The sequence below is a fragment of the Arthrobacter globiformis genome (genome assembly GCF_046536215.2).
In the GTDB taxonomy this organism is placed as follows: Bacteria; Actinomycetota; Actinomycetes; order Actinomycetales; family Micrococcaceae; genus Arthrobacter; species Arthrobacter globiformis_E.
Genome location: NZ_CM143421.1, coordinates 4,114,261 through 4,129,081, shown reverse-complemented (window position 1 = coordinate 4,129,081; position 14,821 = coordinate 4,114,261). Strand labels below are relative to the sequence as shown.

Genomic DNA, 14,821 nt, shown 5'->3' with positions numbered 1-14,821 from the left:
ATGGGTTCGAGAGCCGCACGGGCAAGCGCCGCGCAGGCCCGGCCGGAATCCGGGCTGCGGCGGACGCTGCGCTGCGTGCGCCCGCACCTGCAGGGCCACCGGTGGCTGATGGCAGGCGGATTCTCCGCCCTGGCGTTCGACGTCGTTTTCCGCCTTATCGAGCCGTGGCCGGTGAAGATGGTGGTGGACGCCGTCTCCCGCGCCCTGGGCGCGACGCTCCGCAAACCCGGGCCGTCCATGGAAGCCGGCCTGCAGACCCTGCTGCTGTGCGGCGCCATTGTGGTAGCGATCGCCATCGGGCGGGCGGTGGCCAATTACTGGTCCGCGATCTGCTTCGCGCTGGTCGGGTCCCGGGTGGCGTCGGACCTGAGGGCACGGGCGTTCCGCCACGTGCAAAGCCTCTCCATGCGCCACCACACCCGCGCGTCCACCGGCGACACGGTCCAGCGGCTGGTGGGCGACGTGTCCCGGCTGCAGGAGGTTGCGGTCACCGCCGGCCTGCCGCTGCTGGGCAACATGGTCACCCTCATCCTGATGACCGGCATCCTGCTGTGGCTCGACCCGCTGCTGGCGCTGGTAGTTTTCCTGGCCGGCGGGGTGTTCGCGCTCCTGTCCCGCTCGAGCTCCGGGAGGATTACCGCCGCGGCGGGCAACTCCCGGAAGGGCGAAGGAAACCTCGCCACCACCGCCGCCCAGACCCTCGGCGCCATCCGCGAGGTGCAGGCCTACGGGCTTGAGGACACCATCAGCTCCGGCTTCCGCAAGAGCAACCAGGCAACGCTGGGCACCGGCGTCGCGGCGCTGCGGCTGGCGGCGGGTCTGGAGCGGCGCACCGATGTGCTGATCGGCGTCGCCACGGCGGTTGTCCTGGCCGGCGGCGGCTGGCGCGTGCTGGAACACGCGATCACCCCCGGCGACCTGGTGGTGTTCCTGATGTACCTCAAGACCGGGATGAAGCCCCTCAAGGACCTGGCCAAGCAGACCGGCCGGATCGCCCGGGCCACCGCCTCCGGTGAGCGCGTGGCGGATCTGCTTGAGGCGCAGACGGACCTGCCCGAAAAGCCCCACGCCAGGTCCCTCCGTTGCACGGCCCCGGACATCGTGCTGGACAACGTCTCCGCCGGCCACGGTGAAGGAACCGTGCTGCATGGGATCAGCCTTACGATCCCGGCCGGCGAGCACGTTGCCATCCTCGGCCCGTCCGGCGCCGGCAAATCCACCCTGGCGTCACTGATCCTGCGGATGATCGACCCCAGCGCCGGGACCGTCCGGGTCGGCGGTGAGGACCTGCGCGACCTCACCATCGCCTCCGTCCGCTCGCACGTGTCCATCCTGCTCCAGGACTCCGTGCTCTTCGGGTCTTCGGTCCGGGACAACATCCGCTTCGGCCGGCTGGACGCCACGGACGCGGACATCGAACAGGCCGCCGCCCTGGCCCAGGCGGACGGCTTCATCCGTGCCCTCCCGGATGGCTACGACACCGTGCTCGGCGAAGCCGCGAAGGATCTCTCCGGCGGCCAGCGGCAACGCATCGCCATCGCCCGCGCCATCCTCCGGCAGGCGCCCATCGTCATCCTGGACGAGGCCACCGCCGGGCTGGATCCGGTATCGCGGAACTCCGTCCTCCAGGCCCTCGCCGCCCTGACCCGCGAGCGCACGTCCATCACCATCACCCACGACGCCCACTCCGCCCGCTCCTGCGACCGCGTCATCTGGCTGGAGCACGGCCGCATCATCGAGGCCGGGCGGCCGGATGAACTGCTCCTGGATCCCGGCTCGCGGTTCGCCCGCTGGCTGGAGGAGCAGGGACTTGGTGCGCAGCTTGGCGACGCCGTCAGTGCTTCGGACACTGCCAGCGCTTCGGACGCCGTCAGGGTGGAAGTGCCATGATCACGCTGGCACCCCGGGCAGCGCACGCCGAGCGTTCCCTCGCCCGCCGCGACGCCGGGCTTCCCGGTCTCCCCTGGCTGCTGGACAACGGCCGCCTGTCCGAGCTCCTAGGTGAATCCGTCCGGGTTACGCGGGTGCGCTACAAGCCCGGCACCTCGCTGCTGGTGGCGTTCCGCCGCCTGCGCAATGGCAGCTTCGACTACGGCTGGGCCATGACCCGCACCCCCGCCAGCAGCGGCAAACTCCTGGAACGCGAGCACACCGCCCGCAACCGCGGCGGGGACATGCGCATCCTCCGGCCGGACCACGGGCAGCCGGACACCCTGGTGGCAGTGGGCGGCGTCGAGGACGACTGGGCACTGCACAGGAACCTCACCTGGCTGAAGAGGAACGGCAGCGGCCGGCTGGACCTCCGCCAGCGGCCGGGCACTGCCCTGCTGGCCGGCAGCAGCGTGCTGCGGTACAAGCCGGAACGGCGGCTGGTCCTTCTGGCCCACAAGGCGAGCACCGCCGTCGTGATCAAAGCGGCGGCCAAACCCGCCGGCCGCGGACAGCAAACCCAGTTCCTGAACCGGCTCCGCCAGCACGGCGTCCCCCTCCTGCCGCAGATTGCCGACGACGAATGCCTCGCCAACGGCATCAGCGCCAGCGCCGCGTGGGGTACCGGCGACCTCACGGCGCACGGCGACACCTCCGACGCCCGTACCGCCGCCTACACCGCAGGCCGGGCCCTGGCCGCACTGCACTGCGTTCCTGTGGCCGCCGGTGCTGCGGGGCCGGCGGCCGGTCCCGCCGCCAGTGCCAGCCCCGAGAACCCGGGTGACGGCCTCGCGGCGCAACTGAAGGCCACACGCACCATGGTTTCTGCCCTGCTCCCGGAGCTGGAGCCGCTGGCCAGGGACCTCGAAAGCAGGCTCACTGCCGCTCTGCTTGGCCACCCCCGGACGGCACCTGTCCTGGTGCACGGGGACTTCTCCCCCGACCAGGTGCTGGTGGGAGATTCTGAGGTCCGCCTCATCGACTTCGACCGGGCGGGAACCGGGACGGCGGAGGCCGACCTGGGCTCGTTCGCCGCCGCTGAAGAGGCGTTCGGCGGCGTGGCTGAGGGCGGCCCCCCGTCCCGGGGCGCACATTCCGACGGCGGAGCTCCCGCCGGCACTGCCGCCGGCGCCCCTGCCGGGGGGCCCAAAACGGCGCTGCTCACCGAGGGCTACCTCGACGCCGGTGGCCGGTTTTCGCAGGCCGCGGTGGATGCCTGGGCAGCCCACCGGCTCTTCAACAGCAGCGTTGACCCCTTCCGCGACCGGTCCCCCGAGTGGGCCGCCGACATGGCCTGGCACCTGAGCCGGGCAAAGGAGCTGATCCCATGACGTGGCATCCGCCCGTCCCCCGCCGGGTGGCCGACACCGGGGGCACCGTCTGGTCGGTCCAGCGCGCCTGGCCCGGCACAACGGCGGGTTCCTACGACGTGGAAGTCCGTTGCCCGGACCGGCCCGGCGTTCTGGCCGGGCATCTCACTGATGGCATCTTCGAGCCCGTCACCGTGGACGACCGCCGTCTCCCGGCCCTCGCCGCGGAGTCGGTCAAGGGTGAGATGGTGGTGCACCGCGCCCATAAACGGGCCGTCCTCCGTGCCCCCGACGCCTACATCAAGGTCTTCCGGCCCGGCCGGGCACTGACCGCGGCCGCCAGCCACAGCATCACGGCCGCTGCCCTGGCCGAGGGCGGCTTCGGCACTCCGCGGCTGGTCAGCGCCGGCTCCGACGTCCTGGTCTTCAGCCGTCTGGCCGGGCGGTCCTTTTACGAGCTGGGCCAAAGCCATTCCGGAAGTTTGGGTCCGGCAGGGATTGCCGGACAGGTCGGAATCTCCGACGCTTCCTACGCCGCCATGTGGACGCGGTGGTCCCGTGCCTGGGTGGGAACCATGACCGCAGCCGGCGGCCCCGACTTCCGGGACAGCCTGCATCAGCTTCCGCTCCGCGACGCGCAGAAGGAAGCCGCGAGCCTCCAGCGCTGGGTGGATCACTGGCTCCGGCACAGCGACGGCATCGCCGCAGCTGTTCCGGCCCGCGCCGTTCTCCTCGCCCGGGCTCAGGCTGTCACCGAGGTACTGCTCAGCACTTCCCCGGATCCTGTGGGCTGGGCCCACGGTGACCTGCACGACAAGCAGATGCTCGGTGGCCCTGCACTTGGCAGTTCGACTGCTCCAGGACTCCTAGATTTCGATGAGTCCTGCCGGGCCGAGGCTGCCCTGGACCTTGCCAACCTCGACGTGCACCTGGAACTGCGGTGGCGGCAAAACCTGCTCACCACCCGCCGCTATGCCATCGCCCACGCGGCGGTCGTGTCGGCTGCCGAACGCCTGCACGTAAGCCCGAACCGCTTCGCCGCCTACGCCGCATCCACCAGGCTCCGGCTCGCCTGCCTCTACTCCTTCCGCCCGCCCTGGGGCGCCGATGCCGCCAGCTACCTCGTCGCAGGACATCCCACCGCCGGACACTCCACCGCCTGCGACCTCCCCGCCGATCATCTCCCCGCCGGCGACCTCCCCGCCCAGGGCCCTGCCCTGCCCTGCCCCAACGCACCCCGATAGGAGCCTGACATGAACAACCCGCCAACCGAGGCTGGATTACCGGCAGCGGCGCTTTCCCTTTCCGTCATCGGCACCGGATACCTTGGCGCCACGCACGCCGTCTGCATGGCCCTGCTGGGGCACCGCGTGGTGGGAATCGACGTCGACGAGAACAAGATCCGATCGCTGGCCAGCGGAACACTGCCGTTCTACGAGCCGGAGCTGGACCAGCTGCTCCGACGGATGCTGGACAGCGGCAGGCTGAGCTTCACCACCGACTTCTCGGCCGCGGCCGGCGCCGACATCCATTTCCTGTGCGTCGGCACCCCGCAGATGCCCGATTCTCCCGCCGCCGACCTCCGCTTCCTGGACGCAGCCCTTGCCCGGCTGGCGCCGCACCTGGACCGGGACTGCCTCGTCGTCGGCAAGTCCACCGTTCCGGTGGGCACGGCGGAACGGTTGACCGCGCTGCTCCAGCTGAGTGCACCCGCGGGAGCCGGGGCGGAGCTCGCCTGGAACCCGGAGTTCCTGCGGGAAGGGCACGCGGTGGAGGACACCCTGCATCCGGACCGGCTGGTCTTCGGAGTTGCCTCAGCCAACGCGCGCGCTGCGCTCGACGCCTGCTTCGCCCCGGTCATCGCGGACGGCACCCCGGTAGTGGAGACGGACCTCGCCACTGCGGAACTCGTCAAAGCCGCCGCCAACTCCTTCCTCGCCACCAAGATCTCCTACATCAACGCCATGGCCGAAGTCTGCGAAGCCACCGGCGCCGACGTCAACCAACTCGCCACCGCCCTCTCCTACGACACCCGCATCGGCGGCCGCTTCCTCAAGCCCGGCCTCGGCTTCGGCGGCGGCTGCCTGCCCAAGGACATCCGCGCCTTCACCCACCGGGCCAAAGAACTCGGCGTCGGACAGGCCGTCGGGTTCCTCCAGGAGGTGGACGCCATCAACCAACGCCGCCGCCAACGCACCGTGGACCTCATCACCGAGATGGCCTGCGGCGACCTCACCGGCGTCCACGTCACCATCCTCGGCGCAGCCTTCAAACCCGACTCCGACGACATCCGCGACGCCCCCGCCCTGGACGTCGCCCGCATGCTCCACCAGGCCGGCGCCAAAGTCACCGTCTACGACCCCAAAGCCATGAACAACGCCCGCCTGGCATACCCCGACCTCACCTACGCGGAGACCCTCGAAGCCGCGGTGACCGGCGCGGAGATCGTGGCTCTCCTCACCGAATGGGACATCTTCCGCTACGCCGACCCCGCCGCACTCGGCGCTCTGGTACAGCTGCGGAACATCGTGGACGGCCGACACGCACTCAACGCCGACGCCTACCGCGCCGCCGGCTGGGACTACCGCGCCCTCGGCGCACCCAACAAGCTGCCGGCCCCGGTTCCCGCGCGGGCGGCGGAGGTACCCGCGGCGGCGGAGATACCTCCGGCAGCCCACGGAGCGCTCATGACGCATTGACTTCGAGTTTTTGTCCAGATATTCGCCGCTAAGGGCCCCCGAAGTCCGATTATCTGGACAAAAACTCCAAAGATATGGTCAGGTCCGTCTGCGCCGCCGAGTGGTCCCGGTTCCTGGCCACCATCACGATTGCGTACGGCCCCCTCCGCAGCTGGCCGCTGCCGGTCCGGGTGAATCCGTTCGACTCATAGGCTGCCTCGGCCGACGCGAGCGCCTCGTCCGCGCCGCCCGGGACCGTCAGCAGCACGGTCCACGCGCCAGCCGTCCCGCCCGCCCCCTGCAACTGGCCGGGCGGCAAGGGCACGTCCGCCGGCCAGTCCGCGGGCAGGGCCGGCAGCGCGCGGGCACCCTCTCCCCCTTCACCGTCACCGTCTGAACCCCGACGACGGCCGCCGGCCTGAGCGGTAGCCGTGCCCGACGTCGTACTCCCGTTAATAGAGGACGACGGCGGGCCGGGAGCCGACGGCTGACCGGTTACCGGCGGCGCGGCTACTGGTGGGGACGCGCTGCATCCTGCGAGCGCGGCAGCGGCGAGGACCGCCGAAGCGAGTCCCCGCCACAGCACCGACCGATGGTTCATGAGCGCTGGCCGGTCACCACGGCGACGGCACCAGCGCCGCCGTACTGCCGGTGCCCTCGCCGTTCACCAGGAACGGCAGGTGCCAGAGGTCGTTCGGCACGATCGGATCGCCGGGCATCACGTTCTCCGGGAAGATGTACTCGAACACCGGCGCGATGTACTGCCCCGGCTGCAGCCCGTTGGCCCGGGTGGGGGCGTTCTTGAAGCACGCGTCCAGGGCGGCCTGGTTGATCGTCGTGGTGGTGACGTTCACCGGCGTCGGCAGGCACAGACTGCGCACGCCCACCCGGACGGTCCGGTCCGGCTGGCTAAGCAGCCCGTTGGGTGCCTTGGTGGCCCGCAGGCGTGCCCGCTGCGGCTGGGCCCCGGTGTTCTGGGTGGTGATGCCGCCGGTGGGGCCGCTGATGGGAATGCCGTTCTCGCCCGTCATTTCAAAGGGCGTGATCCAGCGGTTGCGGACGGTGCCGTCTGTGTTGTGGTCCTCGTAGTAGATGTCCACGGCGGTCTTGACGTCCGTTGTCTCGGCCTCGAGGAAGATCCGGTCCTGGGTTTCCTGGGCTACGCCGTTGACCGCCGTCGCCACCGGATCAGCGGTGCCGACGCCGAAATCACCGATCGCCAGGTAGCTGGGCTGGGTGCCGGGTTGGGTGTAGATGCCCAGGTTGGCCTCGATGGTGTGGGCCGAGATGTAGTCCTCGGTGCTGCCGTGGATGAGCGTGCCGGAGTAGTCCACGTAGTCGCCGATCTCAAACGGTGCCTGCTGCGACGGGTCCGGGCCCGTCGTCGGAAGGCCGGTGAAGGCCGGCATCACGTACTGCGAGCAGTACTTCTGGCCTGGCGCCGGGGCGCTGAGTTCGCCGCTGGCCGGCAGGGCGACGCCGGCGATGCTGAAGTTGCGGCAGCCCGGGGCGAGCGGCCGGTTCTTCTGTGGGCAGAGCGGATCGTCCTGCCCGGGCACCGTGGGATCCGTGCGCGGGATGCACATGGGGTAGCCGGTGGCGGCGTGCACGGTGGGGTTGTCCTGATCCACGCTGAAGCGGTTGTCGGGCGACTGGCCGTTACTGAACCGGCCGGTGTCCGCGCCGGTGCTGTCATGCAGGCCGGCAATCTTGGGGTCGTTCAGCTGCACGGTCACGGTGCCGCCGGCTGCGTTGGCGATCTTCAGGGCGCCGTTGGCGTAGTCGATGCCTGTGATTTCGCCGCGGCCGGTGTTCACGGACTGCTGGGAGACGAAGGCCAGTCCGGCGATGTGCTTCGCGCCGACCATGTTGCCCACCGCCCGCAGCTCCAGGCCGTCCGTTGCCAGCGGGGCGCTGCCGCCGGTGCCGTGGACGAAGTCCGCCCAGCCGAGCGTGTTGGCGGGCATCTGGACGATGAGGTTGCAGGGGATGGTGATGACGACGCCGTTGATGGTGACAGTCCCGCCGAAGTCGGCCGGATCCGCCGTGGGGCAGGCCGCGCCGTCAACGGTGGCGTTGCGGGCCAGTCCGGTGTCGTCGAAGCCGTGCAGCTGCGCGGCGGGAACGGACAGGGGCGGGGTGGGCAGCGTGGGCACCACCCACGGGGAGACGATCCCCCTGGGCGGCTTGGCTGTGCCGCCGCCACCGCCCTTGGCCAGGGCGGTTCCCACGCCGCCGGTGGCGATCAGGCCGGCAGCGGCGCAGATAATGGTGAGTTTTCGAATCGTGCTGGGCCGAACGTTGGTGGTCCTCATGGCTGGTCCTTTCGGAGGCTTTCCTGTGCGGGACTGTTCCCTGTGCGGGAAGTGGTTCCTGCGCTCATGAGGGTGCGTTGCGTGCGGTGGTGACAGGTTAAGGTGCCGGGCCCGCGCGTGGTGCGGACCGACGTCGTACGTTCTTCTTTGCCGGGGCAGCAAAGGCAACATTTGGTTGCCGAGGCCAACCATCTCGCCGGCCGGTTGGGAAAAACCTGTGCCTGGGATCGCCGCTTCCCCCAGTTGAGTGGCCCCCGGCCCAACTGTGGAACAATCGAAGAGCCCTTTGAAAGGAGCCTTCCACCCATGCGGCAGCCGGACCAGGGACGACGCGTGCCCTCCGGCTACCGGACACCCGCGGGGTGGGCCCGGGTGTTGCGCGGCTCCCCCGCCACCGTCATCTTCGTGGTGCTGTTCTGGGCCACGGGAGCCGTGTCCGCCAGCCTCCGGTCAGGGCCGCCGCCGTTTCTGCTGCCCCACGTCGCAGCCACGTCACGTTCTGTTCCGGATCACTGGTGGGCCCTCTTTCTCTCCGCTTTCTGGGAGCGGGGCCTCACGGGTTACGTCGTGGGCACGCTCGTGGTGCTGCTCGCCGGGCTGCCGCTGGAGCGGCGTCTTGGATCCCTGAAGTTCGCCTCGGCTGCGCTGGCCGGGCACGTTCTGGGGATCGTGGCGACGCTCGGGTTCCTCGCTGTGGCCCGGGGACTGATGGGGAGCTGGATCCGGGACCTGAGCGGGCACTTCTTCCTGGGGCCGAGCGCCCTGGCCTGCGCCGCCGCGATGGCTGCCACGGCTTCTCTTTCTACACTGTGGCGGCGGCGGATCCGCGTGGTCATTCTGGCGGTGCTGCTGCTGTTTGCGATGTATGCCGGCGGCTTCGAGGACCTGGTCCGGCTCGGGGCGGCCGCGGCAGGCGGGTTATTGGGTCCGGTGCTGGTGGGCCGCCGGCCGCGCTTCGGCAGGCCCGCCGTCTCCCGGCACGAGGCCCGGATCCTGGTGGCGCTGCTCCTGACCGTCGCGGCAATCGGGCCGGTGGTCGCGGGACTTGCGCCGCACGCCGTCGGGCCCCTTTCGGTGCTCAAGTTCCTCTTAACCAACATCCAGCCGGTGGACCCCGCGGCGCTGCAGGCGTCCTGTTCTCGCCCGGCGGACCTCAGGGACTGCGCCGCCGCCCAGCTGCAGCTGCGGGCCGGGGCGGGCGGAATTTTCATGGCCATCCTGCCGTCGTTCCTGCTGCTCCTGTTCGCTGACGGCCTGCGGCGAGGGCGGCGGTTCGCGTGGGCGGGGGCTCTTCTGATCCAGGCCTCGCTGTCCCTGCTGGCGGCCGTCACGATCGCCGGGGTGCTCCTGCCTCCGCCGGGTCCGGGTCTGCCGTCACGCGAGGGCGTGGGCGGGATCGAGCTGTCCGGCTACTCGCACCCGCTCAGCCTGGTGCTGCCGATGCTCCTGCCCGTCTTCCTGACCGTGCTCCTGCTGGCCGGCCGCAACCTGTTCCCGGTGCGCGCGCCCCGCGGAACATACCGGCGGCTGGCGCACCGGGTGGTGGTGGCCTTCGTTCTGCTGAGCGTTGTCTACGTGGGCCTGGGCCTTCTCCTGGCCGCTGGGTTCACGCCTGTGCCGGGCCTGCCCCAGCTTCTGGCCGACGTCCCGGACAGGTTCCTTCCCCTCGGCTTCCTGGTGGACCGCTCACCGGCGTTCTTCCCCGAAAGCACCGCCGCCGTCGTGCTTTACGAAAGTATCGGCGTCGTGTTCTGGGCGTGGACCGGAGCACTCCTGCTCCGGACGTTCCTGCGTCCGGCCCACGGCCGGCACAGCGCTGACGAGGAGCGCGCGCGGCGCATCCTCAAGTCGCACGGCGGCGGCTCGCTCTCCTGGATGACCACGTGGGACGGGAACAGCTACTGGTTCTCCGGCTCGAGCTTCATCGCCTACCGGGTGCGCAGCGGCGTGGCCGTGGCGCTCGGGCCGCCCGTGGGTCCGGAGGCCGACCGGGAAGCGGCGTTCACGGAGTTCGCCCGGCACTGCAGGCTCAGCGGATGGACGCCGTGCTTCTACTTCGTGCCCGAGGACCTTCGGGGGCTTGCGGCCTCACTGGGCTGGGGCTCGGTGCAGGTGGCGCAGGAAACCGTCCTTCGGCTGGACGAGGTGTCCTTCCGGGGCAAGAAGTTCCAGGACATCCGCACCGCGCTGAACCGGGCGGCCAAGGCGGGCATCCGCGCCGAGTGGACCACGTTCGCCCGGGCCCCCCTTGCTGTCCAGGCGCAGATCGAGGCGATTTCCGAGGAGTGGGTGGCGGACAAGAAGGTCCCGGAGATGGGCTTCACGCTGGGCAGCCTGGATGAGCTGGACGACCCCGAGGTCCGCTGCCTGCTGGCGATCGATGCGGACCACACCGTCCACGCCGTGGCCTCGTGGCTGCCGGTGTACCGTAACGGATACGTGGTGGGCTGGACGCTCGACTTCATGCGGCGGCGCGGCGACGGGTTCCGTGCGAGCATCGACTTCCTCATCGCGTCCGCTGCGCTGAGCCTGCAGGACGAGGGGTGCGAGTTCATGAGCCTGTCCGGGGCGCCGCTGGCGCGGGTGCCTTCTGCTTCGGTTGGGCGCGGAGGTTCGGCTGCCGCTTTGGATGGCTCCGCCGTTGGTTCTGGCGCACCCGACGCTAATGGCGCCCTCGACCGGATGCTCGACTGGCTCGGCGCAGCACTCGAACCGGTGTACGGCTTCCGGTCCCTGCTCGCGTTCAAGGCCAAGTTCAAGCCCGACTACGAGCCCATGTACCTGCTCTACCCGGACGCGGCTGCCCTGCCCGCAATCGCCAACGCCCTCACCCGCGCGTACCTGCCCTCGATCAACCTGGGCCAGGGCCTGACGCTGGTGCGCGGCCTCCTCACCCGCCGCTGACCCAACTAGGTAGCAGATGAGGGCGTTCCCAGCGCTGGGAAGGCCCTGTGCTGCTACCTACTTGGGCCGGGACCTACGGAAGCGCCAAGCCCGTGTACCGTTCCAGCGCGTCGAGCAGTTCCGCCTGGAACGCCCGATCGTTCACGGCTGGATGGGGATCGCGGCGCTGCTGGTGGAACCAATAGCCTCCGGACACGCGGTCCCCGGCAGAATCACGGGTGGCCAGCCATACCTGCGTGACGTGCCCCAGCTCCAGGTCATCGGGAGCGCTGCGTCCACCCATGCGCGTGGGCACCCAGCCCGGATCCACCGCATTGCTCTCAACATCCGGCCAGCGGCCGGCCACGATGGCCGAGAGCGCGGTGACGTACAGCTTGCTGTCGGAGTACGCCGACGCCCGCCGGACCGCGTTGGTCCAGTCGATTCCGTCCAGGTCAGGCGTGCCCCACCGGTGCATGCCGCTGCTGAGGTACACCAGGCGCCGCGGCTGCTCCATCAGCGCGGTCAGAACGTACGGCGCCACGGTGTTCACGGAAAAGATCTCATTGCCGCTGTACACCCCGGCGTTGTGGATCACGGCGTCGAACGGACCGTACTCGCCTGCCCGTTCCGCCACCCGCACCGTCTCGGCGAGGTCGGCCAGATCCCCGACGACGGTCCCCGCGGCCTGGTCGCGGACCGCGCCGGCGTCCGCGAAACGCGATTCATGCCGTGCGTGCAGCACCACGTCATGTCCCTGCTGCACCAGCGCCCGTGCGGCGTTCAGCCCCAGTCCGCCGGCAGAGCCGGTGATGAATATTCTCGCCACTGTTTCACAGTAGCCGGGGCGGACCCGCGTCTGACAGGCACTGACAGGGACTCCCACGTTTCAGGGCGGGTTTCATAGGGTAGATATCAACAAGTCCCCTTCCGCCCGCCGGCAAAACGAAATTGCCGCGTGCAACCGGGAAGAGACTTGGGGGTCCCTGTGGTTACCCCTAACAGCAGGGTCTGCCTCACGCCACCGCGATGGGGCTTAGTGGATGAAAGAGACGGCCGATCACTTTCATCCGCGGCCCGTTCCACCCTCACCGACACCTAGGAGAACCATGCCTACCGTCAACGCCTACGCCGCGCCCTCAGCTACCGAGGACCTCATCCCCACCACCATCGAACGCCGCGACGTCGGCCCGCGCGACGTTCTCATCGAAATCAAGTACGCCGGCATCTGCCACTCCGACATCCACACCGTCCGCGGCGACTGGGGCCCGCAGCAGTACCCGCTCGCCCCCGGCCACGAGATCGCCGGCATCGTCACCGAGGTGGGCTCCGAGGTGACCCGCCACAAGGTCGGCGACCGCGTCGGCGTCGGCTGCATGGTCAACTCCTGCAAGGAGTGCGCCAACTGCCTCGCCGGCGAGGAGCAGTACTGCCTCAAGGGCAATGTGGGCACCTACGGCGCCGTTGACCGCGACGGCACCATCACGCAGGGCGGCTACTCCACCCATGTTGTGGTGGTCGAAGACTTCGTCGTCACCATTCCGGAGGGCATCGAGCTCGACGTCGCCGCTCCCCTTTTGTGCGCCGGCATCACCACCTACTCGCCGCTTCGGCACTGGGGTGCCGGGCCGGGCAAGAAGGTCGCCGTCGTCGGCCTCGGCGGCCTGGGCCACATGGCCGTCAAGCTCGCCCACGCCCTGGGCGCCGAGGTCACCGTCCTGTCCCAGTCGCTCAAGAAGCAGGAAGACGGACTGCGCCTGGGCGCGGACCACTACTACGCCACCAGCGACGCCGGCACGTTCGAAGCCCTCGCCGGCAGCTTTGACCTGATCATCAACACGGTCAGCGCCTCGATCGACATCAGCTCTTACCTGCAGCTGCTGTCCCTCGACGGTACGCTGGTCAATGTCGGTGCCCCGGCCGAGCCGCTCCCGGTCAACGCGTTCGCCCTCATCGGCGGACGCCGGGCCTTCGCCGGTTCCATGATCGGCGGCATCCGCGAAACCCAGGAGATGCTCGACTTCTGCGCCGAACACGGCATCGGCGCCGAGATCGAGGTCATCGCGGCCGAGAAGATCAACGAAGCCTACGAGCGTGTCCTCGCCTCGGACGTGCGCTACCGCTTCGTGATTGACACCGCCACGCTCTAAGGCGATTAATGCACGACGGCGGGCCGGTCCCTTAAGGGCCGGCCCGCCGTCGGGCGTTGCAACCCGGGGCAACGGACAAGCGCCACCCTTTACGAAACTTTCAGGAAGATACGTGACCCAGGAACTCTCCGGCTCCGGAACCCCAACGCAGGCCCCCACCGGCCACTCCCCCTCAGCTCTGCCCGCCCGCACTTCACGGATTCCGCGGGCCGGGCTACTCATCCTGGCCACGGCCGGGTTCACCGCGGTCACCACCGAGCTCCTGCCCTCGGGGCTGCTGCCGCAGATCAGCCATGACCTGGGCGTTCAGGAATCGGCCGTTGGCGCGCTGACCGCCGCCTACGCCGCCGTCATTGTCATCACGGCGCTCCCCCTGTCACGGCTGCTCGGCGGGCGGATGCCGCGCAAAACCCTGCTCATCGTGACAGTGCTTGCCTTCGCGCTGAGCAACGTGCTGCTGGCCCTCAGCCCCACCCTGGGCCTTGCCATCGCCGCCAGGCTCCTCGGTGGCGTGGCCCACGGCCTGCTCTGGTCCAGCATGGCACCGTACGTTGCCAGGATCGTGCCGGCGCATTCCGTGGGCAAGGCGATGGCCATCGTGTTCAGCGGCAACAGCATTGCCCTGGCGGTCGGAGCCCCGCTCGGCACGATGATGGGCTCCGTGCTGTCCTGGCGCACGTCCTTCCTGGTCCTGGCCGGGGTCGCGGCGCTCCTCGCACTGCTCGCCGTTCGCCTGCTGCCCCCGGCGTCCGACGGCGACAGGGACGCGGCGCCGTCGCTGAAGGCGGCTATGGCACTGCCCGGGGTCATCGCCGTCGCCACCGCCTGGCCGCTGCTGCTCCTGGGCCACTTCGCCCTCTTCACCTACATCGCCCCGTTCCTCCTGGCCGCGGGCTTGCCCAGCAGCGCCACCGGCATCTCCCTGTCCGTCATTGGCGGCGCCAGCCTGGTGGGCATCTGGATCGCCGGCCTCACCGCCGATGCCCGTCCGCGGCGCTCCGTGCTGACTGCCGTGGCCTTGTTCCTGGCCAGCTTCGTCCTGCTGCCAATGCTCGGCGGCACATGGACCGGCAGCCTGGCACTCCTGACCCTCTGGGGCATCACCTTCGGGGCCGCCGGCATCTACAACCAGGCGGCGATCCTCCGGGCCGGCGGTGAGCACAAGGACGCCGCCAACGGGCTGACGGTGGTGACAATCCAGCTGGGCATCGCCGTCGGTGCCTCGTACGGTGCGCTGGCCCTCACCACCGTCGGCGCGCTTTTCGTGCCGCTGGCCGCGGCGGTTCCCCTGGCCGTGGCGCTGGTGATCATCTACGCCAGCCGCCACCGCGGGTACCCGGCGGGCCCGCGCGAAGGGCGCCCGTCCCGTTCACCGAAGTAACTGTCCCGTTCACCGAAGTAACTCGCAGCCCGCGGGCTTAGGGCGGAGTCCTGCGCTGAACCTGCGGCTACATTGCCTTCTTCTTGAGTCTGGGGTTACATCATCCTTCAACAGGATTGGATGGCGCGAACACCGGAACGACGAGGAGGTCCGATGGAGTTGGTGCGGCAATGGA

10 protein-coding genes are annotated in these 14,821 nt (G+C 69.8%); 7 read left to right on the top strand and 3 right to left on the bottom strand.

The genetic code is table 11. The features are described 5' to 3' along the window. The 4 genes from R5O87_RS18665 to R5O87_RS18650 are packed head-to-tail and all read left to right on the top strand — an operon-like array spanning nt 1 to nt 5,938. Nucleotides 1–1,890 (top strand): ABC transporter ATP-binding protein, encoded by a 1,890-nt coding sequence (locus R5O87_RS18665; RefSeq protein ID WP_410555940.1) that lies wholly within the window; start codon nt 1–3, stop codon nt 1,888–1,890. Further along, entirely contained in the window at nt 1,887–3,260 is a 1,374-nt protein-coding gene (locus tag R5O87_RS18660) for an aminoglycoside phosphotransferase family protein (protein ID WP_410555941.1), read from the top strand. The genes R5O87_RS18665 and R5O87_RS18660 overlap by 4 nt, the downstream gene beginning before the upstream one ends. Continuing rightward, on the top strand, nt 3,257–4,483 hold the full coding sequence (locus tag R5O87_RS18655) for an aminoglycoside phosphotransferase/kinase family protein (RefSeq protein WP_410555942.1): 1,227 nt from the start codon (nt 3,257–3,259) through the stop codon (nt 4,481–4,483). The genes R5O87_RS18660 and R5O87_RS18655 overlap by 4 nt, the downstream gene beginning before the upstream one ends. A gap of 9 nt (nt 4,484–4,492) precedes the next feature. Then, the gene (locus R5O87_RS18650; RefSeq protein ID WP_410555943.1) at nt 4,493–5,938 is read left to right on the top strand and encodes a UDP-glucose dehydrogenase family protein; all 1,446 of its coding nucleotides are present in this window, start codon (nt 4,493–4,495) and stop codon (nt 5,936–5,938) included. A 49-nt stretch (nt 5,939–5,987) separates the two neighbouring features. On the opposite strand, the gene R5O87_RS18645 is transcribed toward R5O87_RS18650, so the two are convergent. Both R5O87_RS18645 and R5O87_RS18640 read right to left on the bottom strand, forming a co-directional pair. Continuing rightward, a complete protein-coding gene (locus tag R5O87_RS18645) occupies nt 5,988–6,518 on the bottom strand; it encodes a hypothetical protein (protein WP_410555944.1) in 531 nt (176 codons plus the stop codon). A gap of 13 nt (nt 6,519–6,531) precedes the next feature. Next, nucleotides 6,532–8,232, bottom strand: a complete 1,701-nt coding sequence (locus tag R5O87_RS18640; protein WP_410555945.1) for a hypothetical protein — start codon at nt 8,230–8,232, stop codon at nt 6,532–6,534. 306 nt (nt 8,233–8,538) lie between these two features. Here R5O87_RS18640 and R5O87_RS18635 point away from each other — a divergent pair, with 306 nt between their 5' ends. After that, nucleotides 8,539–11,136: a rhomboid family intramembrane serine protease gene (locus tag R5O87_RS18635; protein ID WP_410555946.1), complete on the top strand. Its 2,598-nt coding sequence runs from the start codon at nt 8,539–8,541 to the stop codon at nt 11,134–11,136. 73 nt (nt 11,137–11,209) lie between these two features. Here the strand turns inward: R5O87_RS18635 and R5O87_RS18630 are convergent, their stop codons facing one another. After that, nucleotides 11,210–11,944, bottom strand: a complete 735-nt coding sequence (locus R5O87_RS18630; RefSeq protein ID WP_410555947.1) for an SDR family NAD(P)-dependent oxidoreductase — start codon at nt 11,942–11,944, stop codon at nt 11,210–11,212. A 280-nt stretch (nt 11,945–12,224) separates the two neighbouring features. Between R5O87_RS18630 and R5O87_RS18625 the strand changes: the two genes are divergently transcribed. Both R5O87_RS18625 and R5O87_RS18620 read left to right on the top strand, forming a co-directional pair. Beyond that, entirely contained in the window at nt 12,225–13,265 is a 1,041-nt protein-coding gene (locus R5O87_RS18625; RefSeq protein WP_410555948.1) for an NAD(P)-dependent alcohol dehydrogenase, read from the top strand. A 112-nt stretch (nt 13,266–13,377) separates the two neighbouring features. After that, on the top strand, nt 13,378–14,646 hold the full coding sequence (locus R5O87_RS18620) for an MFS transporter (protein ID WP_410555949.1): 1,269 nt from the start codon (nt 13,378–13,380) through the stop codon (nt 14,644–14,646). The last annotated feature ends 175 nt before the right edge of the window (nt 14,647–14,821 follow it).